The organism is Roseateles sp. 22389, from assembly GCF_052044995.1.
Classification (GTDB): Bacteria; Pseudomonadota; Gammaproteobacteria; order Burkholderiales; family Burkholderiaceae_C; genus Roseateles.
Genome location: NZ_JBQEOF010000005.1, coordinates 38,695 through 64,470, shown reverse-complemented (window position 1 = coordinate 64,470; position 25,776 = coordinate 38,695). Strand labels below are relative to the sequence as shown.

Annotated in this window: 17 protein-coding genes; 7 read left to right on the top strand and 10 right to left on the bottom strand. The window is 64.5% G+C overall.

Annotation, left to right across the window (positions count from 1 at the left end; all coding sequences use genetic code 11):
- The first annotated feature begins 169 nt into the window (after positions 1-169).
- Positions 170-439 carry a hypothetical protein gene (locus tag ACTJKJ_RS08790; protein ID WP_147241882.1) on the top strand — a complete coding sequence of 90 codons (270 nt, stop codon included), beginning with the start codon at positions 170-172 and terminating at the stop codon, positions 437-439.
- 151 nt (positions 440-590) lie between these two features.
- On the opposite strand, the gene recQ is transcribed toward ACTJKJ_RS08790, so the two are convergent.
- Positions 591-2,459: a DNA helicase RecQ gene (gene recQ, locus ACTJKJ_RS08785; protein ID WP_147241881.1), complete on the bottom strand. Its 1,869-nt coding sequence runs from the start codon at positions 2,457-2,459 to the stop codon at positions 591-593.
- 111 nt (positions 2,460-2,570) lie between these two features.
- Between recQ and ACTJKJ_RS08780 the strand changes: the two genes are divergently transcribed.
- Complete coding sequence (locus ACTJKJ_RS08780; RefSeq protein ID WP_147241577.1) at positions 2,571-3,539, top strand: GGDEF domain-containing protein; 969 nt, start codon at positions 2,571-2,573, stop codon at positions 3,537-3,539.
- A gap of 223 nt (positions 3,540-3,762) precedes the next feature.
- Positions 3,763-4,314: a single-stranded DNA-binding protein gene (locus ACTJKJ_RS08775; RefSeq protein WP_440820210.1), complete on the top strand. Its 552-nt coding sequence runs from the start codon at positions 3,763-3,765 to the stop codon at positions 4,312-4,314.
- Between the two features lie 583 nt (positions 4,315-4,897).
- Here ACTJKJ_RS08775 and ACTJKJ_RS08770 read toward each other — a convergent pair.
- The 3 genes from ACTJKJ_RS08770 to ACTJKJ_RS08760 form a co-directional block, all read right to left on the bottom strand.
- The gene (locus ACTJKJ_RS08770) at positions 4,898-5,077 is read right to left on the bottom strand and encodes a hypothetical protein (RefSeq protein WP_440820209.1); all 180 of its coding nucleotides are present in this window, start codon (positions 5,075-5,077) and stop codon (positions 4,898-4,900) included.
- Positions 5,078-5,771: 694 nt separating this feature from the next.
- Positions 5,772-6,641: an ImmA/IrrE family metallo-endopeptidase gene (locus tag ACTJKJ_RS08765; protein ID WP_440820208.1), complete on the bottom strand. Its 870-nt coding sequence runs from the start codon at positions 6,639-6,641 to the stop codon at positions 5,772-5,774.
- A 2-nt stretch (positions 6,642-6,643) separates the two neighbouring features.
- A complete protein-coding gene (locus ACTJKJ_RS08760) occupies positions 6,644-6,967 on the bottom strand; it encodes a helix-turn-helix domain-containing protein (RefSeq protein ID WP_440820207.1) in 324 nt (107 codons plus the stop codon).
- Between the two features lie 367 nt (positions 6,968-7,334).
- On the opposite strand from ACTJKJ_RS08760, the gene ACTJKJ_RS08755 reads away from it, so the two are divergent.
- Genes ACTJKJ_RS08755 through ACTJKJ_RS08740 form a run of 4 tightly spaced genes read left to right on the top strand, consistent with a single transcriptional unit; the run spans position 7,335 to position 10,255 of the window.
- Positions 7,335-7,661, top strand: coding sequence for a hypothetical protein (locus ACTJKJ_RS08755; protein ID WP_440820206.1), 327 nt, complete (start codon positions 7,335-7,337; stop codon positions 7,659-7,661).
- 8 nt (positions 7,662-7,669) lie between these two features.
- Complete coding sequence (locus ACTJKJ_RS08750; protein WP_440820205.1) at positions 7,670-8,164, top strand: hypothetical protein; 495 nt, start codon at positions 7,670-7,672, stop codon at positions 8,162-8,164.
- Positions 8,161-8,700 (top strand): Mov34/MPN/PAD-1 family protein, encoded by a 540-nt coding sequence (locus tag ACTJKJ_RS08745; protein ID WP_440820204.1) that lies wholly within the window; start codon positions 8,161-8,163, stop codon positions 8,698-8,700. Before ACTJKJ_RS08750 ends, ACTJKJ_RS08745 begins: the two co-directional genes overlap by 4 nt.
- A gap of 4 nt (positions 8,701-8,704) precedes the next feature.
- The gene (locus ACTJKJ_RS08740; protein WP_440820203.1) at positions 8,705-10,255 is read left to right on the top strand and encodes a ThiF family adenylyltransferase; all 1,551 of its coding nucleotides are present in this window, start codon (positions 8,705-8,707) and stop codon (positions 10,253-10,255) included.
- A gap of 533 nt (positions 10,256-10,788) precedes the next feature.
- On the opposite strand, the gene ACTJKJ_RS08735 is transcribed toward ACTJKJ_RS08740, so the two are convergent.
- The 6 genes from ACTJKJ_RS08735 to ACTJKJ_RS08710 all read right to left on the bottom strand — a co-directional run bounded on the left by ACTJKJ_RS08735 (position 10,789) and on the right by ACTJKJ_RS08710 (position 25,762).
- Positions 10,789-11,820: a serine/threonine-protein kinase gene (locus tag ACTJKJ_RS08735; protein WP_440820202.1), complete on the bottom strand. Its 1,032-nt coding sequence runs from the start codon at positions 11,818-11,820 to the stop codon at positions 10,789-10,791.
- Positions 11,820-12,293 (bottom strand): hypothetical protein, encoded by a 474-nt coding sequence (locus ACTJKJ_RS08730; protein ID WP_440820201.1) that lies wholly within the window; start codon positions 12,291-12,293, stop codon positions 11,820-11,822. The genes ACTJKJ_RS08735 and ACTJKJ_RS08730 overlap by 1 nt, the downstream gene beginning before the upstream one ends.
- Positions 12,294-13,225: 932 nt before the next feature.
- Complete coding sequence (locus tag ACTJKJ_RS08725; protein WP_440820200.1) at positions 13,226-15,295, bottom strand: hypothetical protein; 2,070 nt, start codon at positions 15,293-15,295, stop codon at positions 13,226-13,228.
- Positions 15,296-16,122: 827 nt separating this feature from the next.
- The gene (locus tag ACTJKJ_RS08720; protein WP_440820199.1) at positions 16,123-17,571 is read right to left on the bottom strand and encodes an IS1182 family transposase; all 1,449 of its coding nucleotides are present in this window, start codon (positions 17,569-17,571) and stop codon (positions 16,123-16,125) included.
- Positions 17,572-17,852: 281 nt separating this feature from the next.
- Positions 17,853-18,434, bottom strand: coding sequence for a L,D-transpeptidase (locus ACTJKJ_RS08715; RefSeq protein WP_440820198.1), 582 nt, complete (start codon positions 18,432-18,434; stop codon positions 17,853-17,855).
- A 353-nt stretch (positions 18,435-18,787) separates the two neighbouring features.
- Positions 18,788-25,762, bottom strand: coding sequence for a hypothetical protein (locus tag ACTJKJ_RS08710; RefSeq protein WP_440820197.1), 6,975 nt, complete (start codon positions 25,760-25,762; stop codon positions 18,788-18,790).
- Positions 25,763-25,776 lie beyond the last annotated feature (14 nt).

The window sequence follows — 25,776 nt, the reverse complement described above, 5'->3', positions numbered from 1 at the left end:
CGATGGAATGGGGCATCCCGGCGATCGACCGTTTGGGCTCATCCATTCGTCGCGGTTCCGCGCAGTTCACTCCGTCGCCGCGCGCATTCGTCGCTTGCGGCTCGCGGAACGGGGGCGCGATGACGACACTGACTTCACTGACACACGCAACCCCATCAAGGAGATCGACATGAGCACCCCCTCTTTCAAGACCGCCCGCACCAGCTTCAAGGCCTTTGCCTTCGGCATCGGCGCCACGCTGGCGATCGCCGTCAGCCTGCTGCACGTGCAGGACCAGCGCGAGCAACGCGCGGCCGTCATCACGCTGGATCCGGTGGTCATCACCGCCAAGCGCGAACAGCTGCCCACCGTCTACATCACCGGCCGCCGCGACACCGCGGCCGACGGCCAGCAGCTGGCTTCGGCCGCGCCGGCCGGCTGCACGACCCAGCTCTGCTGAGCTCCGGCGGTTGCGCTGTCAAGGCGGCGACCGCGACGGTCCAGCTGTAGCGATCGCCCACGAGAACGCCCGGCAGTTGCCGGGCGTTCTTCTTTTTGTCGGTGAGTTTTCCTGGTGACGATCGCGTGACGCGATCGAGGGCCCAAGCGGCTCAGTCCTCGGCCAGGACCCGCAGCAGCGCCTCGCCATAGGCCTCGAGCTTCTTCGCGCCGATGCCGCTGATGCCGGACATCTCGTCGAGCGAGCGCGGCTGCGCCCGCGCCAGCTCGGCCAGGGTGACGTTCTGGAAGATCACGTAGGCCGGCAGGCCGTGCTCGCGCGCCACCTCGGCGCGCCAGGCCTTGAGCGCATCGAAGCGCGCCTGCGCCGCGGCGTCCAGGTCGGCCTCGGCCTCCGAGCGCCGGCTGGACGACGACCCACCGCGGCTCGACTTGCTCTTGCGCGTCGGCACCGCGGGCTGGCGCAGCAGCATGCGCACCTCGCCGCGCAGCACAGCCTTGGCATCGCCGCCCAGCGACAGCGTGTTGTATTCGCCTTCGGTCACCGCATAGCCCAGCGCGATCAGCTGGCGGATCACCGCGCGCCACTGCTGCTCGCTGAGCGCGGCGCCGACGCCCCAGGTCGACAGTTCGTGATGCCGGTACTGGGCGACCTTGTCGGTCTCCTTGCCGCGCAGCACGTCGATGAGGTGGCCGGAGCCGAAGCTGAAACCGGTGACCTGGTGGAAGCGGTAGATGCACGACAGCGCCATGCGGGCCGCCTCGGTCGCGTCCCAGGTCGCGGGCGGATTCAGGCAGTTGTCGCAGTTGCCGCAGGGCTGGCTGTCCTCGCCGAAGTAGGCCAGCAGCCGCACGCGGCGGCAGTCGATGGCCTCGGCCAGCGCGAGCAGCGCGTCGAGCTTGCCGCGCTGCACCTGCTTGAATTCGTCGGACGACGGGCTCTCGTCGATCATGCGGCGCTGCTGCACCACGTCCGCCAGGCCGTAGGCCATCCAGGCCTGGGCCGGTTCGCCGTCGCGGCCGGCGCGACCGGTCTCCTGGTAGTAGCCCTCGATGTTCTTGGGCAGGTCCAGGTGGGCGACGAAACGCACGTCGGGCTTGTCGATGCCCATGCCGAAGGCGATGGTGGCGACCATCACGATGCCGTCCTCGCGCAGGAAGCGGTCCTGGTGGCGCTTGCGCTGCTCCTGCTCCATGCCGGCGTGGTACGGCAGCGCGTTGATGCCCTTCGCGCGCAGCCACTCCGCCGTCTCGTCGACCTTCTTGCGGCTCTGGCAGTAGACGACGCCCGCCTCGTCCTCGTGCTCGTCCTGGATGAAGCGCAGCAGCTGCTCGCGCGGGCTGTCCTTCTCGACGATCAGGTAGCGGATGTTGGGCCGGTCGAACGAGGCGACGAAGATCCGCGCGCTGTCGAGCTGCAGCCGCTCGATGATGTCGGCGCGGGTGATGTCGTCGGCGGTCGCGGTCAGCGCGATGCGCGGGATGTCGGGGAAGCGCTCGTGGAGCAGGCTCAGCGACAGGTATTCGCTGCGGAAGTCGTGGCCCCACTGGCTCACGCAGTGCGCCTCGTCGATCGCGAACAGCGCGAGCAGGCCGCGCTCGTACAACGATTGCATCTGCGCGATGAAGCGCGGCGTGTTGACCCGCTCCGGCGCCGCGTACAGCAGCGTCAGGCGCCCGGCGAGCATCTCGCGCTCGATGCGCTGGGTTTCCTCGAGCGTCTGCGTGGAGTTCAGGAAGGCGGCCTCGACGCCCGCTTCCTCGAGCGCGCCGACCTGGTCGTGCATCAGGGCGATCAGCGGACTGACGACCACGGTGACGCCATGGCCGGCGCGCTGCCGGGCGATCGCGGGGATCTGGTAACAGAGCGACTTGCCGCCCCCGGTGGGCATCAGCACCAGCGCGTCGCCGCCGGCGCTCACGTGGTCGACGATCGCCGCCTGCTGGCCGCGAAAGGCGCTGTAACCGAACACCTCTTGCAGGATGGCTAGCGGGACGGGATGATGCTTGGACGAACTCATGGAGCCCTCGATTGTCCTGCACATCGACGGGCCCGCCGTTCACCCGGTCCCGATCCGTCGTGGACGGCGCTTTCCGAGCGCCTTGCTCCTCCGCACCGAACAGACCTGCTCATGATCGCTGCGCCGTTGCCTGACGACGAGAATGCCCGGCTGGCCACGCTGCGCGTGCTGCAGGTGCTGGACACCGACCCCGAGGAACGCTTCGACCGCCTGACGCGCATGGCGCGGCGCCTGTTCGAGGTGCCGATCGCGCTGGTCAGCCTGGTCGACGCCGACCGGCAGTGGTTCAAGTCGGCGCAGGGCCTGGACGTGCCGGAGACCCCGCGCGACGTCAGCTTCTGCGGCCACGCCATCCTGTCGGACGACATCCTGCTGATCCCCGACACCCATGCCGATCCGCGCTTCGTCGACAACCCGCTGGTGACCGGGGCGCCGCACATCCGCTTCTACGCCGGCTGCCCGGTGCGGGCGCCGAGTGGCCACCGCCTCGGCACGCTGTGCCTGATCGACCGGGTGCCGCGCGGCTTCGACGCGGACGACCAGGCGACGCTGCGCGACCTGGCCTTCATGGTCGAGCAGCAGTTCGCGGCGATGTACATGGCGATGGTGGACGAGCTCACCGGGCTGGCGAACCGGCGTGGCTTCGAATCGCAGGCCGGACATGTGCTGGCGCTGTGCCGGCGCAAGCAGTGGCCGGCGACGATGCTGTACTTCGACCTCGACCACTTCAAGCATGTCAACGACCGCTATGGCCATGCGGAGGGCGACTGGGCGCTGAAGTCCTTTGCGGACATCCTGCGTTTCTGCCTGCGTGCCTCGGACGTGATCGCGCGCACCGGCGGCGACGAGTTCGTGGTGCTGCTCAGCGGCACGGCGACCGAGCAGATGTCGCCCGCGCTGGAGCGGGTGCGCACGCAGGTCGGGGCGCTCAACCTGCGTGCGCAGCGGGGTTACGCGCTGGATTTCAGCGTCGGCGACGCCGCGATGGCCGCCGACCGACCGCTGACGCTGGAGGAGCTGATGCAGCAGGCCGACGCGGCGATGTACGCGCACAAGCAGAGCCGGCGCCGCATGGGATGACGGCCCGCCCGGGCGGGCGCGGCGGCAACGGCGGCCCTGAATCCGGTGATCGGCTGACGCGAAGCAGGCAGCGGATCGGCGTTTCCCGGGGATCGTCGGCGGAATGGGCGGACGGCATAATCCGCCCCCTGCGCCGCTGTTTCCGACCCGATGTCCCGGGCGATGGGCGGCGCCGAGTTTCCCATTCCGAACATTCAACGACACGCAAGCGAAGGCAACCCTCATGGCCTCGGTCAACAAAGTCATCATCCTCGGCAACCTGGGCCGTGATCCCGAACTCCGCTACACGCCCAGCGGCAGCGCGGTGTGCAACGTCAGCATCGCGACGACGCGCAACTGGAAGAGCCGTGAAGGCGGGGAACGCCAGGAGGAGACCGAATGGCACCGCGTGGTGTTCTACGACCGCCTGGCCGAGATCGCCGGCGAGTACCTGAAGAAGGGCCGTCCGGTCTATGTCGAGGGTCGCCTGAAGACCCGCAAGTGGCAGGACAAGGAAGGCAAGGACAACTACACGACGGAAATCATCGCCGAGCAGATGCAGCTGCTGGGCGGCCGTGAAGGCGGCGGCGACGACATGGGCGGCGGCGGCGGTGGCTACAGCCGTGAGCGCTCGTCGGAGCGCGGCAGTGGCGGCAGTGGCGGCAGCGGTCGCGACAGCGGCGACTTCGACGCACCGCGCGCGCCGGCCCCGCGCGCCGCGGCACCTCGCGCCCCGGCCCCCGCGCCGAAGCCGGCGACCGGCTTCGATGACATGGATGACGATATTCCGTTTTGAGTGTCAATAGACCCACATTCTGTGGGTAGGGGCCCGCCTCTTACAGGGAGCGGGCCCTTCTTCCTCTACCCACACGCAAATCGAGCACTTGTGGCCGAGAAGCTCCTCGATCACTTAGGTGTGTTTGTGGGTAGCGAAAAGGCTCGAATTCGGAGTCGAGGGAGCTTCCCAATTTGTCGGTGGGCAACGCAGCGCGTTGTCCACGGACCTGNCCCGGCCCCGCACACTGGCGTTTCGCCAAGCTGAGGGAGTTCATAGAACCTCAACGTCCGTCGAAATGCACCTGGCCGCGTCTCGTTCTTCCCCGCGCATCGGCGAAGAACCAAGAAAGAGCCCGGCACTAGGCCGGGCAAGGTCGCGTTTGGGATGGTGCCATTAAACACGGAACACGACCCAGTGACGGTAGCGGGTGCGTGCCCTGGTCACAAGTCCCGGACGGCCGGTTCAGGCTGAGGCCGTGTGAAAGCACTGAGTAGACGCCGTCACAACTTCGGGCTGACAAAGAAGACGGACTTGGGTCCGCCGCCGACAGTGCAACATTCAAACTGCGGCCCTGCGGGGGAACCGTGCTAAGGCCCACGGATCACTTCGGACGGCGGCGGTGCAGGCGCTTGGAACCTGCCAGCAGTCCAGTGCCAACTTCTGGCTCGGCCGGCAAGGCGCGGAATTCCTCCTTCGTAGGCATCCGAATCTCCGCAGCCTTCTTGGCTAGTTCGTCGCTGATCATCACGAACTTTCCTGGCGCCACACGGACACGTTTCATGACGGCCTCTCAATACGTGCCTTGAACGAGTTCAGTCACCCCCAAGCTTACGCGGAAGGCTGCGGAGCCGACTCCCGAAGTCACGGACGCGCGACACTGGATTTTCGCATCCGCTTGTCCTCGTACGTGCGTGCGTCGGCGCATTTCAACATCGCCTTCAAGTGCGTGCCATCTTCGCCAAGCACGACTACGCCTATATGGTTGGTACTGATGCGTATTTCGGCGAAGCTGAACGCTCAGTTCGACGACGTGAACACCAATGTTCGGCAATGCCAGCAGCGAACTGGGCCCCTAAGCAGCGAAGGTGACCGCACAAAGGTCTAACACATCCAGATTCCGGACCCGAGCGACTGAGGCTGGCAGCAGCGTTGGCGCCTCGCTTGATGCCGATTGACTGAGGACGGCTTCAGGCTGAGGCTGTGTGAAAACTCGGCGCGCGTGCTGTTTCTGGGGTCTCGACAGCATTGGCGCCCGTGCGATCGTCGATCCTGAGCCGATCTGAGAGGTCGACTTTTCGCCCATGTTCAATGGAGCAGCGTTTTCACACAGCCTCGGCTGAGGTGAGTCATTCGCCTTCAACCGCCTGAACGTCGGCAGCGGCCATCACCTGTCATTCACCTCGCGCGGCCCTCTACAACTGCTATGCCTTCAAGACTGGGCAATGCTTATGGTCGGCACGGTTCATTCGCCGCAGCTACGGACCGTTGTTCCAATCGCGCGGAGCCCATACCTTGTCGCCGTTCCCCAGGTGCAGCAGCGACAGCGTGTAGCCGTAGTTGTCGCAGTGGAGTTTCATCTCGCGCACCACGGCGTCTGGGTGGGCGTTCTCGAACCACATCTTCAACGGCAGTCTCTCGCCCAGTCGACAGGAGGCCTTCTCCTGGTCAGCAGTCAGGGTGCCGTCGGGCACCGCAACGACCCGGCCGCGGGTCTTGAAGTACGCGCCGTTCTTTAACGCCCTGTCCGAGGAGACGCTCCAGTTCATGAAGCCATCAGACGACAGCACCAGGACAGCACTGTCCTCGGTGGACCGAATCCACCGTAGTGCCGCAGAGGTCAGCGAGACGCCGAACTTCTTTGATGCCGTCGACAGCATGTCCAGGTCGATGGCCTGTCCGGCGAGGCTTGCCTTGAACTGCTTCACCGGCATCAGAAGCGTCGAGGCGAACTCATCAGCCTCGGCCTCCATTGCCTTGCGCTGCGCCTCATAGCCCGCAACCTCTGCCTGCGAGCAATGGAACTCGTCCTGCAGGAGGCGGTGAACCAAGAAGTGACCTAGCTCGTGCGCCTGCGTAAACCGAACCCGACCGGGTGACTTGAGCTGCTCGTTGTACAGCATGGCCCAGCGACCGGGCTCGAGGCGGAAGAGGCCGCCCTCAAAGTTCTCCAGATTGGCAGCCTCCACGACCGTGATTTCGTCGTCCAACTTGAACTGACTCCCGACGGCGGTCGCGATGCTGGGCACATCCACCGGGAAGCGGCTCGACTCATCGAAGGCCACATCCAGAAGATGGGTCAGGCGAATTGCTGCTTTCGACGGTGTGACCTGCTCCAACGGCGCCACTGTCAGCCGCCAGTCTTCTTCAACGCCTCAATCATCACCCGAAGCTGCTCCTTGGTCTCGGGCTTGAGCTTGGTGTAGTTCCGGAAGAACTGACGGTCCTTCAAGTCCTCTTGCAGGTCCTCGATGCTGTCATCCATGAAGAACGCGACGTCGATGTTGAGGGCGCCGGCTATCGCCTGAAGCTTGTCCAGTGACGGTTTGGGGGACTCTCGGTTCTCAAGCTCCCACAGGTAGCTTTTGCTGAGCCGTGCGTCCTTCGCCAGTGTGTCCAGGGACTTGCCGGTCTCTGCCCTCTTCGCCTTGAGCTTCTCACCGAGTGTGGCCATGTTTATCGCAATCCGTTGCGGGCAAACGTTCGATTGTACTGCCACACCGAACGAATGAGGTCGGTATCCAAGTAATCCACTTGGATAGTGTCGTTCGGTATGGCGAACGAATTTGGTACACTACGCCGTGTCACAACTCCTCGAAGGAATTTTGATGAGCCAAGCCAAGACAGGAACCCGGTGGAGCGACACCGAGGTAGCACGGCTGAAGGCCCTGGCAGAGGGAAATACGCCAACGAGAGTCATAGCCCTCAAGCTACAGCGCTCGCCCGCCGCTGTCCAGAGCAAGGCCTCCGACAAAGGGGTCTCGCTGAAACCCGTAAATCAGTCGCCGTACAACCGGCGCAAACCGTAAGCGAGGTATCAAGTGAACGACGCAGCACTCGACAAGAAGCCGCAGGGCGGCGATGACCAAGACGACGACAAGCACGGCCCGAACCTGCACTTCGAGCACGTCGCATCGGTGCAAACCGTGAAGTTCCGGGTCGCCTGGACCGACACCCTGCAAACTGCGTGGGACGAGGCCTACGAAGAGCTGGGCGAGGACCGCCGCGCCGACGACCGTCTGCAGACCGACGGCGGAGTGGACATGACGCCCTACTTGGGCAACACCATGCGGCAGCTGTTCGACGACAAGCGCACGAAGAGCCACAAATTCGTCATCGTCGGCCCGACCGGCGGCGCAGGGCTGTGATTGCGCCGATGCCAGTGCAGGACGTTCACGCCGGAAGGGAGGCCTTCCAGCGTGACCTGCAACTCGTCCTCAAGGACAACACGCTGACGGACAAGGGCTGGTGTCAGCCCGACGACCTGACGCTGCTCGTCCCCATGATGGCCGAGAACGTACAGCAAGGGCAGGTGGACCTGTACCTGCTGCGCTTGGTCTTCGACCACTATCCCAAGGGCCCTCCCAGCGCCCAGTTCATCAACCCCGTCACGATGAACTACGTGTTCCCTGATGATGTCCGTTGGGTTCCCTCCTGCGAGGGCCTGCCGGACATCCACTTCCATACCAACTACGGCGGCAGTTCCGGCCAGGTCGTCTGCTCTTCCAGCACGCTCGAGTTCTACAAGGTGAACCACGACGTCAAGCCGGAACACGTCTGGGACCCTGAGCGGATGAACTTCCTGACGACGCTGTCGGCCATCCGCCGCGCGCTGGCGTCGACCAACTACCGCGGGCGTTCAACACAATGAATGACGAAACCTCGCTCTGGCGTCCGCGGCCGCCTTCGGCGTACAGGCCGACCGGGAAGGTGCTGACGGTGCCGACGACAACGGTGGCACGCACGGCGATGATGTTGCGCACGGCCGGCGCACTCGAGTCGGCCTGCCTGTGGCTCGGCCTTCTCGATGAGCAGGGCGACGCCCAAGTGCAGGCGCTGGTCTTGCCCGCCCAGGTGAACCGCCCGCGGTATTACGCGGTGCCGGGTCCGGCAATGGTCCAGGTTGCCGCATTGGCGCGCCAGCACGGATGGACGGTCGTCGGCGCCATCCATTCGCACCCTGGCACCGGCGTCGAACACTCCACCTACGACGACGAGATGACGCCGAGCCGGCGGGCTGTGTCCATCGTGATGCCGCGCTACGGGCACTGGCATAGCCGATGGCCAAACGGCCTCGGCGTCCACGAGTACTTCGAAAAGTACTGGCATCTGCTGTCGGACGAACATGCGCAACTGCGCGTCGCCCTGTCGGACGAGGCTGAAAGCCCAGTTTTTGATCTGCGGTGAAATCATGAAGAGCGAACTGGACTTCCTCGCGGACCGGCACCTGCGCCCTGACCCCCAGGGGGTGCTCGACGAACAGGCGGCCACGAAGACCGGGGTTGTCCTCGTGCAGGTGAGCGAGCCTATGGCGGCTGCGCTTGGCGTGCAGCACCTGGTCTGGATGCTGGTGAACCTCCTCAGCCGCCAGTTCAAGGTGGTTGACGAAGTTGTCCTTGATGTTCCCGCGACTGTCCCGGTGCAGCCGGGGGTGGCCGCGTTTGGGGTCAAGGCCACGCTTCTTGAAACCCTTGAAGAGTGCGTGCGCCTGGTCAGCGGCCCTCACATCAAAGTCGCGCGCGCTGGGCTCGGCACGCAGCACGACGTGGCCTTGCTCATCGGGAACGGTACGCCGGTGGCGCCCTGGCACTGGCGGCTCTACGCCGATGGCTGGCGTTACTTTGTGGGCCTTGACGGCGAGGTGCCGGCGACGCCTCCGCAGAGCGGCCTGTCCATCGGCCCGTATCTGTGCGCAAGCTACGCCGCTGGTGAAGTGTTCAAGCTCTTCCGCGGCATGAAGCCCGGCAAGGGTGAGTTCGTCCGTGCTCTCTTCACCTCGGCGTGGACGGTGTCCAACGCCGACAGCTGGGCTGAGCTCGGAGACGGCCCTGCGGCCGCCGAGTTTGGCCTGCTGCCCCACTTCTATTTCGCTGGCGCTGGTGCCGTTGCCCAGGCCGCTGCGCTTTGCTTGGGAAGCTCGGGGTTCAAGGGCTCGTGCAGCGCCGTCGACAAGGACGACCTGGACCTGACCAATGACAACCGCTACGCGCTATCGACGCGGGACGACGACGGTGCATCTAAGGCGCAAATGCTGCAGGCCTATCTGCAAACGCATGGCTTTGAATGCAGGGCTCTGCCCGAGTGGTGGGAGACGTTTGCTGCGAGCGGCGGCAAGTTCGCGCCAAACCCTGAAATGCGCACACTTGAACGTGGGTTCAAGTTCCCCATCGTGCTTTCCTGCGTGGATAAGAACAAGCCACGACACGCACTTCAGAACGCTTTGCCGCAGTTGCTCATCGGCGGCAGCACGGACGGGCTGACGGCGAAGGCGAGCATCTTCGATTTGGGCGCGGGCACCGCGTGCTTGAAGTGCCATAACCCGCTGCAGTCCCGAAACACCGTCATTCAGGCGCGTCGAGCAAGCCTTCAAATGCTCGAGGGTGAAGCGCGACTGGCCTATGCCCGCGAGCTGGGGTTGACCGAAGCTGACGTCGAGCTCCTTCTCAGCGCGGGTGGCTGCGGGAAGCTGTCGGAAGGCGACCTGGAGCGGTTCTCCGCGGGCACGCCGGAAATGTCGGTCGGCTTCGTTTCGATTACAGCGGGCGTCCTACTTGTTGTTCAACTTCTCCGCTACCTGCAGCTTGGCGCAGCTGATGCCACACAGGATGGCGCGATGGCGGTGGCGACGTTCGCTCGGGCTAGGGTTCGCCCGCTGCAGGTTGGCAACGACCAGAGCTGCGACTGCGAACCGCTCCTTCGCGTTCGCTGGAAGGGCATTTGGTCTAGCTCATACCGGCGCTAGTTCATTTCGGTTTCTGAGCGCGACCGGCTACGTTGTCTTGCGCACGCGGTCCATGCTTCAAACTTGCAAGCACGGCACTACCTCGCCCACTCGACGTTCGAACCGCCCTCAGTCGCGAAGACCAGGGACAGCTTAGAGTCAGTCAGCGGAAGCGCGAATCCGGCTTGCGAAGGGCAGGAGCACCACGGCGCACCGGTGCGAATAGCGCAAGAAGACCAGCAGACAGTTGTCCCCCTTCGCATTGCAAGGCCGTTGGCTGGCACCTATACTGTACATATAAACAGCCTTGAGGCAACGTCCAGGGGAAGGCGACGAAGAATGCCCAAGAAGTCGACAACGCTAGATGTGGCAGCTCCAAGATGCCGGTTCTGTGGCCGGTCTTGGCTACCGGCAGAAGGGGTGTCTGCCAACCACTCATATTGTGATGCTTGTTCGGATGAGCGGCGCGTTTCGGCTCTCGTGGCATTCGGTGGCCGGCGAGCTCTGCCGCAGCCGCTAGGCTCGCATCTCCTGCCTCGATATCTGCGTCGCGGCTAGCATCCTTCAAAGAACTCCTCGAGCTCCCTAATGGTCTGCCGCGCTCCCTGAAGCGTGGCGCATCCGCCCAACGTCTTCTTTCTGCCCGTTGACCCCAGCGGCTCAGACCATGCAACCCATCGGTGCTTGCGCGGCGACTGCCACGACCATTCAACGACCTTCAGCCTGTCGCCCATCGTGAGTTCCCAGCGTACGAAATCGGCATTTACCTGCACCCGCCAGGCTGTCGTATCCAGTGAAGACAGAGCATTTAGGAGCTGCTGTGCGGACTGGAAGCGTAGGCTGGTGTCATCGTTGAGAGTCTTGCGAATCATGCGGCGCCAGCCGCTGGGCACATGCGGCAACCAGCGCAGCTTGTCTGCGTAGCCGCCGGCGGGGACCGTGGTGCGCGGTGCAGGGTCCGCCTGATACCAGCGCTGGCCGTGGAGCAGGCGGTACAGCGTCATACCGAGCGCCCAGATGTCGGACTTCGGGCTGGTCAAAAAGGTCGACCAAACCTCGTAGGCAATGTGATCGGTGTAGCCGACTGCGGAGCCGTAGCCAAGTAGCAAGCGGTCCGTCACTAGACCGAAATCCCCAAGCAGGGCGACGCCCTGAGCGTCCAACAAGATGTTGCCGGGCTTGATGTCGCGATGGAGCATGCCTCGCGCGTGAAGCGCATCTAGACCGAGCGTGACGTCGGTGGCAATCTTGCGTACCGCGTCGAGTGACATGGGGCCTTGCTCGTAGGCGCTTTGCAGCGAGCCGCCCGGGCAATACGCCATGCAAAGATGGATGCTGTCGCCGCAGGTGGTCTCAGAGAGGCTGTGCACACGCACGACATTCCTGTGCTCAGCCGCAGAAAGTCTCTGCGCCTCGGCCAGCAACCCAGCTTTGCGGTCGTCCCAATCCGCCGCGGTCTCGGTCGGACGCCGCGACATCACCTTGACGGCAACGCAGCCGTGAACCCCATCCCGGCCTTCGTAGACCTCGCCGAACGCGCCGGCCCCTAGCTTGCCCAAGAGCTGCAAAGGCGGAACGACGGCCATCAGATCTCCTTGGCGGCAATGATGAGCATCGCGGCCTCACGGCTTCCCGCGCGCAACGCCGAGCCCGTGGTCTTGGAATTCCAGAAGGCCTCATCCTTCAGATACTCGTCGACCTTGCGGTCCCCGTACGTGCGGCTGATGACGCCCTTGGCTAGCGACCGAACTTCTGCCACGGAAGCGGCGGCGGCGATAACGACGCCGCGGACCTCGGCACTGTGAAGGAGAGAGAGCGTGGCCATCGAGCGCGGCGCGGCGCTGGCCTTCAAGACCACCGCCTTGATTTGCTGTTCCTTCAGAAAGCTCGCGCACCGTTGGTGAAGCACGTGCAGCGCAGGCTCTCTGGCGCCGGACTGCAGGTTCCACGTCTGGTCGTATTCGATTGAGATAGGGTCGTGTGGGTCGGTCGACACCTGCGCCACGACCACTTTGACTGAATCGCCTGAAACCACGAAGCTGGCGAGTCGCTTGGACATCTTCTTTTCCTCCTCTGACGCGAGACATGTTACCGAATGCTGCGCAATCAGACTTGGGGTCAGCCGCGGTATTCAGATGCTGTCGTTGGAAGACGAATACCCTGCGGCTTGGTCCACGCGGACCGGTCGATGCTCTACGTAGATTCGGCCCGTGGCGGATGCTAGCCGTGCTGCTGGAGTTGCTGCCGAGTAATGCCGCCGCCATCGAAAAGCCGGCCGAGCGCCTGGCATGAGCAAGCGCTCCCCGCAACACCGCCTCGAAGACGAAGGCGCGAGCTTCCGGGCGCTGGTCAATGGGACGGGCGAAAGTCTGGTGTGCCCTTAACTTGGCAACACGACGGCGTCCCGCTGCGAGATCGCCTTACTGCTCGGTTTCGAAGCCCCCAACTCCTTCTTCTGGACTTTCAGGATTGGACCGGGCAAACGCCCGATGGCGCAGGCAACGCCATGCGCTTGAACTGAGGGCGACAGCATGAATAGACATCGAACTGTGCCCTAAAACACCCGGGGGCGGTGGCTTCAATGACCGAGATGGGGCCGGCAGCGTTCCTTAAACCTTAGCAGCTGAAGGACCGCACTCGCTGCATACATGCCGCTGGTTGAGGTCTCGACGCGGGCAGCCTTTGCCTGCCTAGGTGCGTTCCAAACGCCAGAAGCGGGAGCCGAAGTACGCCAGGCACAGGAGGGACAGCGACAGAACGGTTGCGACCAAATAGAACAACCCGTGACGCTGAGCCGCCGCCGCGAAGGCAAGTGGGCCGCTTGCACTGGCAGCCCCCAATGCTGAGCCCACAATCACGGCTGTCAGCAGGGTGATTGCGGCGACCGCAAGGCTCAATAGCCATGGCTGAATCGCAACCTGCATTGCGTCTCGGAGAGTTGCGGCGCGGCCTACTCCTCAACGGGAAGGACTTCGCGGCTCTCGACTTGCCCTATTGCCCTTGGGCCTCGTTCGCCGGTGCACTGAAACCGCCAGCGTCCAAAGCGGCGCGCATGCTCTCAGGCGTCATGTCGACTTGGCCGTATTCGATCAGCGCGCCCATCGTTCCCTTGCCAAGCAGGTTCCAGGCGGGGGATTGCTCGACATGACCATTGGAGATGACCACCTGGATGGGATTCTCGAGATGCCGAATTAGGTCTTCGGGCGTCGGAGATTCGCTTCGCCACAACGAGGCCAAGAGGGTGCCAGGCTCGATGTCTCCGTAGCCAGACTTCGGGTCCAGCCTCCTGCTGCCAAGCTTGGGAAGCATGAAGAACCTCATTAACGATGATTCGTCAATGAAATGAATTCCGTCGATGCCGCCGATCAGCGCGTAGGGCAGTGAGTTCAGGACGCAAAAGACCACCTGCTTACCGACAGCCTCCGGCATGTACTCCAACAGGATGTCGGGGTGCTTGCGCAGCCCCTCGGCAAGCCTCTTGACCTGGCCCACAACCGAGTTGATGCCAAGCGAGAAGTAGTACGCCCCGATGGGGTCGTTCCCAGAAAGACTCCTGCATTTGCACTCAAGGAGGAAGAGATAGTCGCCCCAAACAAATGCCACGTCATAGTCGTACTCTTCTCCGGCGCGCTTGCAGCGAATCCTCTTCGCTTCGTGGCCAAGCCGCTTCAACGTACGAATGACATAGCTTTCGAACCTGCTTCCCTTCCCGTCCAAGTTGATGTTCAACATGCCGAGTGTCGAAAGAACTGCCCGCGGGATAGAGCAGTTGCCAGCGGCAAGGCCAACGAGCACAAGACTTCCGTCCTGCAAGCGCAGTAGCGGCTGGTCGAAAAGGTCACGACTCTCACGCCTGAACGTCACATGGTCAATGAACAGTGATGCCTTCGGCCCAGCAAGGCCGAGGCGCTGAAGCCGAGCGACCAAGTCCGACCTGCTGAAGCGAATGGACATGCTCTCTGGCTTGTCAAAATCGCGACAAGCCTCCGCGATGGCTTGCAGAACCGCATACCCCCGTACCCATTCAACAATCCTGAGCCCGGCGAACTCTTCAAAATCGCTTGTCACGTCGTGAGCCAAAAGCTGACTCAAGCTCGTCGCCCCATGCATCTCCCAAACGGAGACCGTCTGCTGAGGAGTCAGCGAGGCGACTCCCTCGACACCGACAAACAGACTGCGGAGGTCCCCTTTGGAAGAGAGGTCGAGAAGATGCTGCTTGAATCGTTCATCAAGCCGCGCATTGGCGATGAAGTCATATCTGTCCAGGTCGCTTGACGGCAAGGCTTCAATCAAACGCGACACGCCCATCTCAACTAGGTTCGGGCCGAGTCCTTGCGTATGTTCCCGCAACACTCCATCAAGGTATCGATGACGTCGCTCGGCTCGCTGCCAGTTTCTCCATGAAATGGCGAGCACCTGCGCCGTACCGACGGCGTAATGGTCTTCGTCGATGGTGTCCGGCAGGGATGGAAGTACGACAATTCCTTCGCTGTCGAACCACTTGTTCAGGTGAGCTTCCATTCCGATGGTGCTGCCCAGTGCATCAACAAGTGCGGAGTGAACAGCTGCGACGTTGAAGTCTTTCCCTTCCGCGTTCTTCAGCGTCACTTGGCCGAAGTGCATTTCCCCTCGCTCGACAGCATCGTTCCCACGTTTTAGTAAATCAGCGTACTCGTGGTTGGAGCGCGCAAGCAGCGCCGACACTCGTTTTTCTGGGGAGAATGAAGCCGCGTCACATTCCTTGAGTTCATCCAGAATTCCCTGATAGCAGCCGTCGATCATGCGGAACATATCCGCGTATGACCGTACGTGCGTGGCCGCTTCTGCGCGCTTATGCTGATCGAGGAAGTCAGCCAGAGACTCAAGCAACTTGTCTCGCTTCGCCTCCTGCTTTGGCGCGGTCCGCTTCTGGACCAACGCTTCGCTTCTCTTAACCAGTCCTAGCAACTTCTCGATCTGAGAGTCGTCTAGATTGGCGCTCTCGAGATGTGCCGCAAGGGCATCCCACGACAGCGCCTTCAACGCGCCTTTGATAACTTCTTCGCTGATTTCGTCTGACATCTTTCCCCCTGGTCAAAGTTGGCGGCGGCCCGCGAAGTGATTTGCTTTTGCGGTTCATTCTGTATGAGCACGGTGCAGGTTCAGAGCCGCGTCGACGTGACCGAGTTGCAATCTGGCCGAGCTCGCAACTTCCTTCACGATGTGGTCGAAGCAAGTCAGCCCCGGTGAGTACGGCCTAGGAATTCAGAGGCGTCGCGGACCGTCGCAACGCAGTGATGGATATTGGCTCAGGACGAGGTTGAGAGGAAGGTCAGCCTACTCTCGCAGAGCGCATCGCGAAGGCGGGCAGCGCGTGCCGCCAGCTGCGACAGCTTGCCGTCGGCGCGCAATAACGTCAGCGTGCACTCGACGACGACGAAGTCACCGCTCTGGCGCTGGACGACAGCTTCTGGGCGGTGCATTCTCTACGGAGAAGGACAGCTCCCGCTGCAAAGCGGCCACACGACGCCGGGTGACCGCATTAGGCTGAACCCGGCAGGTCGCACTGGTCCGTCTGAATGTCAGCGCCTGCAGGCAGCGGTCGTTCAAGGGACCGTGCTGTCGGCAGGCTGTTGCGGGCGCATCAGCGCTCACTCGACTGCGAGCAACCCACATCAGACGCGAGCGACTGCAGGCATCCCCGGCGACCGGCAGCGACCAACCCATCAGAGACATCGCCCCTTACTCTCTCATTGCCGAGGCCGTGTGGAAACGCAGTTTGACTGCGGCCCGCCACGAGCTTGGGTCAAGCACGTTCCCTGCGAAGCGCCAACGGGCTCTCCGAGGGCTCGTCGGAGCTTGAGGAGTGCTCTGGGTATCCGAGTTGCGATGCGATGTTTAAAGGGCGCTCACGCGCCCACCAGCCTCATCGCCTGCGCTGCCTTCTTGATGCCCAAGATCTGCATCACCCGTTTGAGGTTGTAGGCCAGGACCTGCAAGCTCATCTCGGTGCTGACGTTGCCGAGCTTGCGCGTCAGGAAGTGCGTGCTGCCCATCCAGTGCTTGAGCGTGCCGAAGACGTGTTCCACGGTCCTTCGCCGGATCATCATCGCATCGGTGTTTCGGTCCAGTCGTCGCTGCATTGCATCGAGCACCTCTTGATGCTCCCAGCGGGAAATCCGGCGATGTTTGGAAGGCGTGCACTCAGCCTTTATCGAGCATCCGGGACAAGCGCTGCTCCAGTAGCGACGGATCTGCAGCCCGTCTTCATCGCGCGTAAAGCGATAGGTGGCTCGCTCGCCCGCTGGACATCGGTACTCATCGTCCTTAGCGATGTAGATGAAGTCGGTCTTGTCGAAGCGGCCCTCAGCCTTCGCATTCGAGGTCATCGGCTTGGGTACGAAGGGCTTCATGCCGTCATCCGTGCAGCGCTTGATCTGCGGGGCGTTGAAGTAGCCCCCGTCGGCATAGACCTTCAAGCTTTGCTTGTCCATCGCCTCCTGGGCCGCGCGCGCCATCCCACTGAGTTGGCCCTTGTCGCTGCCGATATTGGTGACTTCGTGCGCCACCACTAGGTGGTGCTTGGTGTCGACCGCTGCCTGCACGTTGTAGCCCACGACACCGCTGCCCGCGGCCTGGGTCGCCATCGCGCGTGCGTCCGGATCCGTGAGAGATATCTGCTTGTCTGGCTGCTTCAGGACGTGCTGCTCCATCTCGTCTAGCCGCTGCATCTGCTCACGCAGACCATCCAGCTTGTGACTGAGCTGGGCATACCTTGGACCGAACTCCATGAGCGGCAACGTCCTGTCCGCGGTGTCGAGTGCCGCGAGGTAGCGCTGGATGCTCTCCTCGATCTGCTGACGCCGCTTCTCGATCTTGGTGGCAGTGAAGTTCTGGTCGCGGCTGTTGACGGCCTTGAACTTGCTGCCGTCGACCGCCACGCCGTCACCGCTCAGCAGCTTCAGCTGCCGGCACAGCTCGACGAAGCGACGGCAGACGTTGCGGATGCCCTGTCCGTTGTCACGGCGGAAATCGGCGATGGTCTTGAAGTCCGGAGCCAGGCGCTCGGTCAGCCACATCAGCTCGATGTTGCGCTGTGCTTCGCGCTCGAGCCTCCGGCTCGACTGGACGCGATTGAGATAGCCGTAGATGTAGATCTTTAGCAGGACCGCCGGGTGGTAGGCCGGGCGTCCTGTCGCCGCTGGCGTGGCGCCAGCGAAGCCAAGCGCTTCGAGATCAAGCTCTTCAACGTAGGCATCGATGACGCGGACAGGATTGTCTTCAGCGATGAAGTCATCCAGGCACTCTGGCAGCAGCGTCACTTGATGCCGCCCCTGACCTTCGACGAATCGCGCCATCGTCACCTCCACCATGTCGCATCGACACGATGAATCTAGGCAGCGTCGGTCAGATCACCAGGAGGGTTTTCACACAGCCTCTGCCCATAGCGGACTTTCGTGCGGTCGGTCCGCGCCGACCCGCCGGACCCGCGGCGATTCTAGACACGCGTGTTTCAAGTCGCAGCAGGCCATGGTAAGCCTTGTGGAAACCCGAACCCCCACACTACGCTAGGCCAAGTCAAGTGATCGGACTGCCTCCGAATGGGGGCATGGGGATCGTCAATCAGATATGGCTTCAGTCAAGGAAGTACAGGTCCATCCAAGGGCGGAGGATCTCCATCTGACACAGACTCGTCGATATCACCTTGAACGCCTGCGGGGCCTACCGTGACGGTCAGCGTCCCCGGAAACAGCAAGCCGTTATTGCGAATGGCGTCGATGAGCAATTGCAGATCCCAGTCGCGCATCCGAATGCATCCATTCGTAGGCTTGAGCGCCTTCGAATCGACGACCGAAGAGTACGCATGTCGGCCGGCGTGGATGAGCAGCCCAGTGCGGCCGTTGTTCTTAGCCTGCAGTGCGTCGCCACCCTTGGGATCAAGGAGAATCGAGCCACTCTGTCCATATTGCGCGATGGGACGCGATGTGCTGCCCCCGTTCGACACGATCGCGGGAACGCTGTACGTGCCGACAGGCGTGTCACCGAACGGCAGCAGGGCGTCTCCGTTCGGATTGCCGTTTGCAGCGGCGGTATTGCGCGCGGCCCGCCCCAAGACCGCAACGGGGCCGAACAGTACCAAGCCGCTGGTGGCACTCACCAGCTTTAGGGTTCCGGTCTTCTTGCGGTCCGTGGGCAACTCGACTTCGATCTTCATGCTCATGTGGAATGCTCCCGGGTGAAAGGCTTAGTCGGCTCTGTAGGTGCAAGTTGTGGAACACTTTCAGTTGCGGGCGTCGCGCGTGACGGCTGGGGCCAACATCAGCAGCCGCGGCTTCAGCTCTATCGGTCGCCTGAACTCAGTTGGCAATTCGGGAAGACAGTGGAGCTGCGCCCCGGTGCCTACCATGTTGGCACTTTCATCCGGTGTCACAGTTCCGTTAGAAAGTTGCACTCGGCCGCCCGGCAAGGCCGCCCGGGAAACGCGAACAAGCAGACATGCTGGATTCTCTTGTGGGTGGTTCATGCAAGCCCAGTGGGTATTGGCAGGGTAAACGCAGTGCATGGTGTGTCGGTTTATTGCAGTGCCACGCGTCGTTCGACATCCTCTTCGAGCTCCGGCCTGCCGGGAACGTGCGTGCTCTCGGTCGTCTTGTCGAACTTCAGGATCGAATAGCCGAGCCGGGCCTTGCCGGGCCGATCAACGCTCGTCCAACGGAAAACTCCGCGGCGCAGCAGCCGGTCCTGCTGGGTGCCAGTGGCTGGCAGCACCTGCGTCGTCATCGTGTCGGGCGCAGGCACGCTCGAATGCGCGGCGCACCACGCCTTCAGGTTCGCCGTGTCGTAGCCGATCAACGAGTACATCGCCTGCGGCGGTGGAAGGCAGGATCTGGACTTGACCGGCAGCACCAGGCTCGCGCGGCGCTCTAGTTTCAGGGTGGGATCGACCGTCGGTGCCCACACGACGTCGAGCATCAGGGCATCCCCCGCGCGCGGTGCACCGAGGGCCTTGGCGGATCGCAGCATGCCGAGCGGCAGGACATAGTAGCGGTTCGCGTCTAGCGGCACGCTGTCGCGAGTGTCCCCGGGGCCCAGTTCGAAACGCATGTGCTCGTCTTCCTTCGCGCCCCGTCGCAACACTTTCGCTTCGAGCCAGAAACTTCCGTCCGGGCGCCGCGGGCCGGCCTTGGCGCATAGCACGATGGTTTCGTCGGGCGATACCGATTGCCGATCGACCCACGCGTTGAACACCTCGTCGGACTGCCCGGCGGTGAAGGATTGGCTGACGCTCAGCGGGTCGCTGCGGGAGACGTGCCGGTCGAACGACGGATCCGCGAAGAACACGGTGCGCCGCCGCAGGGGCAGCGGGAAGAGGTCGCGGGGCAGGTGCCGCGCCGACAGCGTGAGCATCCGAAACTCGACGCGGTCCAGGCCCATGCGCACCGGCGGCTTCAGCTGCAGACCACCCGAGGCAGGAGAAGGTACTTCGGGGCCTGGGATGAACCCGCACTCGAACGTGCAGCGGCCGGCGCCGGGCGGCTCGGTGAGTTTCGGAACCTTGAAGAGCAGCCGGTTGTCATCCAAGCGCTCGACTCCCGAGAACGGGATCCAGTTCGAACCTGCGCGAACCCCAGTGCGCAGGCTCTCGTCGGTCGCCGCGAATTCGAGGAGCTGCAGGACAATGCCAGCTGGATCTGGAAGGTCGCGATTCGCGTCCTTGACCCTGCACTGCACCGTCACCGACCCGCGCCATCGCTTCGGCGAGTCCGGCGATTCGCCCGGTTCGAGTTCGGCAGGCATAGCTCGCCCGATGAAAAGGCACCATGCCGGCAACCCCTGGTCATTGGACGGCGCGGCGACCGAGTCCCACTCGTCGGCGAGTGCGAGGCAGCTTTGCCCGGGCAGGCCGTACCACCCGACCGTGCGGCGCCAGGTATCGGGCTGGTCCTCGTTTGGCGGCAAGGCTACGGGACGCGGCCTGCGGAATGCGCGCATGACGGCCGGACCCGCCTCGGCCGGCTCGGCTGGGCGATGGACCGCGTTCACGCTTCGCAGGCCCCGCAGACCCATTTGCACGAATGCTCCTGTCCGCGTTGAAAACTCCAGCGTATCGGTGAGGAACGGCAGGTAGGTCTGGATAGTCGGCACCTGGTTTGCTAGCGCGGGGTCCATGCGCAACAGCGCGCGCGAAATCTGCGTGACCGACGGCACGACGGGACGCGTCGGCGCGCCCGCGTCGCGCATCCAGGGTGCTGCATCGTCGGGCGGCGCCGCACGCGTCTCGAACGCGACGTGTTCCCACTCCTGCATCCAGACCGTATCGGTCGGGCCCGGGTCGTCCTCGGTAAGCGCGAAGGGCTCGCCCTGCGCACGCATCTCGACGTGTCCCTCGACCGCGGCAAGCGCAACGGGCGCGGAATACTGGCGCGGCACGCGCGGATGCACCAGGAGATCGAGGTCCCCGGCCCGGCTGCGGCCGGGCGACGGCCACGTGATGCGCCCGTCCGGCGCCTTTGCCGCCGCGGCCCGCAGCGGCGCCACGGGAGCTTCAAGCGGATCCTCCTGCCGGCCCGGCAAATCGATCACCTCGTAGGCGATCGTGGTGCCCACACGACGGCAGATCACGTAGGCGGGGTCGCTCGCCAGCCGCAGGGCGACGGCGATGAAGTGCTTCGGGTCGCGGACCTGCAGGTCGGCTTCGGACAGGACGGCCGATGCGACGCCGGAGCTGCTTCCCACGATGAGGTCGCCGCGCGGCGCGGCGACCTCGGGTCCGTTCGGCGCGGCGGAATGGCGCGGCGGCAGCGCGACGAGTTTGACGTAGACCTTCATCGGCAGGCGATCTTTCAACCTCCCTTCGCGCGCCGGTATGCGGCCAACGATGCTGAGCGCGTCCTGCGTACTGCCGATTCCCGGCGTTGCGAAAAGGTCGGCGAGCATCACGGCCGCCCGCGGATAGACGAAAGGCAGTGCCTTGAGCTCGTCGGCGTTGTACGGCGTAGGGCCGGGCCTCTGGATCTGCTCGACGTGCCAGCCGGCGACACGCATGCCGTCGGCGTCGAACCAGCCGCGCGACAGTGCCTCCCCCGACACGGCGTCGGCAGGCCGCATGTCGCGCGCAAACGGCAGGTCGCGCGGCAAGGGCCGCACGACCAGCGCGCCGGTGGAAACGGCAGCGCCCTCCGTGATCGCCATCCGCGTCGTGAGCACGTCGTGGCGCGACATCCGCAGCGTCTGTGTGCCGCCCACGGCATGCGGCGCGAGCTTGTCAGCCAGGGGCTGCGCGACGTTGCCATCGCAGATTCCTGCGATGAAGGGCATGTGGAGCAATGCGTGCCTCTGCGCGCCGTCGGGACACAGGGCCGTCATGCCTCCGAGCAGCAGCCAGGTTTCGGCGGGAAGCTTCTTCAGCGCGTCCGTCACCTGGCGGTCGAAGAGGCCCGCATGACCCTGGTCGATGCGGCGCACGCCGGGCCGCAGGAAGCTTTTGGTCGGGTCGCCGCCGATGTACCCAGGCACGAATCCAAAGACGCTGTTCTTACCTGGCAAGCGGACGCTTTCGAGGAAGCCGGCCAGCGCGCCGGCCTGCCAGAACTGCAGCGATGCCAGGCACTGGAACTGCAGGACCGCGTCGCCACGGTCCGGCGAGAACGTGTGCTTTGCCTCGGCCAGCCAGGTGCGTACGGCCTCGGGCGTCGATGCGGCGGGACCGATGCCCTTGCCCTTCGGCCCCAGCTTCACGGCCCGTCCGTCCATTCGGTGGTCGGCCAGCGTGATGGCCGCTTCGTGCACGAGCTGCCGGCGGCCGGCGAAGTCCACGACGACGCTATCCTGCGCATCGATGACCACACGCGGCAGCATCGGCCACGCGATCAAGCTGCGCAGCCGCCACGTGCCGTCGAAGCGGAAGGTGTCGGCTTCGCTTCCGGAGGCATCGGACCGCAGCATGTGCGTGACCTGCAGTTCGCCGCAGGCAATCGCCAGTTCGAAGAAGTGGCTAGCGAGCCGCAGGCCACCGGCTTCGACGGGCTCGCAGGCGATGCACGCGACCCCGCCCGCGACCGTGCCCGGCGAGCCGCCGGGGAAGAAGACCAGCGGCGACGCGGCGCCCGGCTGCTCCAGAACGAAGGTGCCGCGGCTCGCGTCCATGCGGGCCTGCCAGGACAGCTCGTTGCCGAACCAGTCGGACGATGCAGTGGTGGCGCCCTTCTGGCCGTAGGGCTGCGTGTGCGCGACGGTGCATGCGACCCCGCCCCGCAGCATCACGGAAATCGCCAAGGCGGCGAGGCGTCCACGCGCAAGGTCGAGCTTGCAGGAGGCCAGGGTCACGTCGAGAGGTCGCGCCGGGGCGCTGCCGGTTAGGTCGATCTCGACGGCCGAGGCGTCGAATGACGGGACCTCGACTTCCATCTCGCCACGTAGCACGTACGCCGACATCCTGGCATTCTGGACGTACAACAGGCCCTTGTCGGGGGCCAGCGCGAGCGTGCCGCTCAAACGGGCGGATCCGCCCCACAAGGAATCCTCGGCGGCCGCATCGAGCTCCCACGCGATTCGGCCTGACGGATCGTTGACCGCTACGCCGCTCAACTTAAGCTTGCCGTCAGCGCCTTCGAGCCTAAGCGTCACGCTGCGCAGGGAATCCTGCGCGAGCGCGGGGTTGTCCACACCGAGCACGAGGGTTCCATCGATCTCCGCGAGCGCCACCGAACCGGTTGCGATATCGAGCTTGCGCAGGGCCGTCGGCACGAAGCGCAGGCAACCTCCAATGGGAAGCGGGACGATCGCCAGGTCCTCCGACGCCGTCCGCGCCCTCGACAAGCTCCAGACGGGAGCGCCAGACGCGCCCGGCATGAGCCCCCCCTTCTCGACCGGTGCGTCGGTCAGCGTGAATCGCCAGTCCACGCCATGGGGGCCTTCGACGACGACCGGCTCGGTGGTCGTGACGAGCTGGAACGGCGCGCCAACCACATTCTTCATGTCTCGCGTGAGCAAAAAAGGCCCTTGCTTCACCGCCTGCGCGACCGAAACGCCGAGCCCATCGCGCACGTAACCGTTCTCGAGCCGCTCTACAACCGACCAGCCCACGAGGGAAAAGTCGCCCTCGGGTTCGACGAAGCAATGCGTGTCCTTGATCAGCAACTTGCGCTTCGGCCCTTCCAGCAGCGCATCACCCGTGGCGGTCCACGGCTCGCCGTCCTTGCCGTCGGGCAGCTTCGCCGAAATCGTGGCGGCTCCGAAGCGAATGAGGTCGACCGATAGCACCATGCTAGGGTCGACCTGCTGCAACGCCGTCCAGGTCAGGCCCGGCATCAGGTTCCCCGGGGCGGAGGCGACGTCCGCGTTGAAGGCGCCCTCGCCGAACATCAGGCTGTGCTTCACCGCGGCGCCGTCGCGCAGACGGGCGGCTTCGTCCATCAGCTGCCCAAGGCGGGTCGGCTGCAGTGCGGTGACCACGGGCGGCGGCACTTTCTCGACGTCGTCCGGGGGCGGGACCACGGCACGCACGTACAGGTCATCCCACACCGGGAGGTTGTAGTGAGAGCAGACCTTGAACTGCCCCGGCCGGCCCGGCAGCAACTCGAAGCCCGCAAGAGTGAGGCTCGCGAGCGGGACGAGCGGCCGTGCCTTGTCGCCCTTCACCGAAGGTGCGGAAAAGGATGCGGCGGTCGCTGCGGCCAGCGCCGGCAAGAGGGTCATCGTGCCTTCGAGCTCCAGCGGCGCCGCACTGCGTGTGAAAGGCGTGAGGGAGCGGCTCGTGTGGGGCCGTGTGGACGCTGTGTCCGAACGCGTCGCGCTGACGACCTGGATGCTCGGCAGTGTCGGGTGCCGCAGCCAGACACGCTGCTCGCGTTGCGATGGCGACAGCACCGGCGCGTTGACGGTGAGGGCGTGGGCGGCGTCAACCGAAGGCTGGCGTTCATGCGCCGCCGTGAAGGCATCCCAGCCCCCGTCGGGCATCGCCGGCGCCTGCATGCGCAGCTTCGATACGAGGAACGGCGCCGCGTCGGGCTTGCCCTCGCAGCGCTGCAGCATTATGTCGAAGAAAGCGTCGGCATCGTCCGAAACGCGCGGCAGCGCGTCGTCGCCGTCTGGCGCGGTAGCCGCGAGCCAGGCCATGCCGCGCGCCGTCATGGCGGAGCCCGACAAGCCGATCTGCGCGGCGAGCAGTCGGCCCGATGCGAGATCAAATTCGAAGCGCGCGGAGAAATCCGAGGGCTCGTCGATGACGAGGTTCCAGGGCGCTACGAGCGGCGTCGCGCCCGGCTCGTGGAACTCGTGGCGCCGGTTGCCAATCCGCAGCGAACCGCGCGCGTTGTCGACGTCGCGCGGCACCATGACGGCGGGCAGCTTTCGGTCGTCGGCGAGGTCATGGGCGAAGGGAATCTCAGCCCACCCGTCATCAAGCATCATGAACCCGATGACCGTGCCGCCTTCCTGCTCCCTCCCCGCGTGGATGCCGCGCAGCGTGGCCCGGACGGTTGGCGCGGCGTGCACGAAGGGGATGCTCTGCACGAGGGCCAGTGCTTCGACGGGCCTGCCGGTTGTCGGATCGGGCACCGCGCTCCAGGTGTACGCCAGGTCGGGGGCTTTCCCTGCGCCGAAGGTCTCAACGACGAGCGTGCCGCGGCCGAGGCGCAAGGTCGCGCCGCGGTTTAGACGCATCACGCTCGCCGCCGGCAGCCGAACGCTTTCCAGCGGCTGGTCGGCCAGCGTGATCTCCGCCGCGTCGTCGTCGAAGCGCGCCTCGTCCCATACGATGGCGATCTTTCCGTCCTTCCTGGTGGCGCGCCAACTGAGCTGCGGCAGCTTCTCATCGACACGGAACGAGAGGCGCGACCACGCGGTCCGCTTCGTGCAGGCCGCAATGTCGTTGAGCGCCCTCCAGACCTGACGCCAAGCGGCATCGGCCTTAGGCTCCTGTTTGCGCAAAAGGACGAGACGGCCGGCGCCATCTGCCTGCACCACGAGCTTCACGCGCGAGTCGATGCCTGTGCCGTCCGGCGCCACCACCTTCGCGGTGTACTCGATGCCGTCCGTGACGAGCTCGACGTCCCTCGAAGCATCTAGGCCCTGCAGCGCGGCGGCGACCGCCGGTGCGTGCGAAACGGCGATCCGCATCGAGCCCGCGCGCAGCGAGTAGGCGGAGACCAGGAGTTCATCCGCCGCGTCCGGTTCCTGCCCGCCGGGATGCTCCCACAAGGGCGAGAGCGTGCAGCGGGCAACCGCCTGCAGCTTCACGCCTATCGAGACGCCCATGACGTCGAGGTCGAAGACAGAATCGTCACGGTCGGCCGTGGCGGCATGGAAGTCCAAGAGCGCGGCATCCTGAAAGGGGAAGGTCCCTAGATCGATCTTCCACATCTCCCTGCGCTCGGTGCCGAGCAGCAATGTTCGCAAGCTGAAGACGCCCGGTGTTTCGTCCGGCCGTTCGGTGCCGCTCGCGGGCACGCGGTCCGCGCGCCCTTTGAGAAGCCACGCGTAACGGCTATCGGTCACGCCGCCGAAAACATGCAGGCGACCCAGCTGGCTGATCTCATCGAATTTCATGTCTGCTCCTGCGG

What these genes read in the sequence shown, in the direction of transcription:
- ACTJKJ_RS08790 (WP_147241882.1), top strand. Translation starts at nt 170, where the DNA reads ATGAGCACCCCCTCTTTCAAGACCGCCCGCACCAGCTTCAAGGCCTTT.
- recQ (WP_147241881.1), bottom strand. Translation starts at nt 2,459, where the DNA reads ATGAGTTCGTCCAAGCATCATCCCGTCCCGCTAGCCATCCTGCAAGAG.
- ACTJKJ_RS08780 (WP_147241577.1), top strand. Translation starts at nt 2,571, where the DNA reads ATGATCGCTGCGCCGTTGCCTGACGACGAGAATGCCCGGCTGGCCACG.
- ACTJKJ_RS08775 (WP_440820210.1), top strand. Translation starts at nt 3,763, where the DNA reads ATGGCCTCGGTCAACAAAGTCATCATCCTCGGCAACCTGGGCCGTGAT.
- ACTJKJ_RS08770 (WP_440820209.1), bottom strand. Translation starts at nt 5,077, where the DNA reads ATGAAACGTGTCCGTGTGGCGCCAGGAAAGTTCGTGATGATCAGCGAC.
- ACTJKJ_RS08760 (WP_440820207.1), bottom strand. Translation starts at nt 6,967, where the DNA reads ATGGCCACACTCGGTGAGAAGCTCAAGGCGAAGAGGGCAGAGACCGGC.
- ACTJKJ_RS08750 (WP_440820205.1), top strand. Translation starts at nt 7,670, where the DNA reads ATGCCAGTGCAGGACGTTCACGCCGGAAGGGAGGCCTTCCAGCGTGAC.
- ACTJKJ_RS08745 (WP_440820204.1), top strand. Translation starts at nt 8,161, where the DNA reads ATGAATGACGAAACCTCGCTCTGGCGTCCGCGGCCGCCTTCGGCGTAC.
- ACTJKJ_RS08740 (WP_440820203.1), top strand. Translation starts at nt 8,705, where the DNA reads ATGAAGAGCGAACTGGACTTCCTCGCGGACCGGCACCTGCGCCCTGAC.
- ACTJKJ_RS08735 (WP_440820202.1), bottom strand. Translation starts at nt 11,820, where the DNA reads ATGGCCGTCGTTCCGCCTTTGCAGCTCTTGGGCAAGCTAGGGGCCGGC.
- ACTJKJ_RS08730 (WP_440820201.1), bottom strand. Translation starts at nt 12,293, where the DNA reads ATGTCCAAGCGACTCGCCAGCTTCGTGGTTTCAGGCGATTCAGTCAAA.
- ACTJKJ_RS08725 (WP_440820200.1), bottom strand. Translation starts at nt 15,295, where the DNA reads ATGTCAGACGAAATCAGCGAAGAAGTTATCAAAGGCGCGTTGAAGGCG.
- ACTJKJ_RS08720 (WP_440820199.1), bottom strand. Translation starts at nt 17,571, where the DNA reads ATGGCGCGATTCGTCGAAGGTCAGGGGCGGCATCAAGTGACGCTGCTG.
- ACTJKJ_RS08715 (WP_440820198.1), bottom strand. Translation starts at nt 18,434, where the DNA reads ATGAGCATGAAGATCGAAGTCGAGTTGCCCACGGACCGCAAGAAGACC.
- ACTJKJ_RS08710 (WP_440820197.1), bottom strand. Translation starts at nt 25,762, where the DNA reads ATGAAATTCGATGAGATCAGCCAGCTGGGTCGCCTGCATGTTTTCGGC.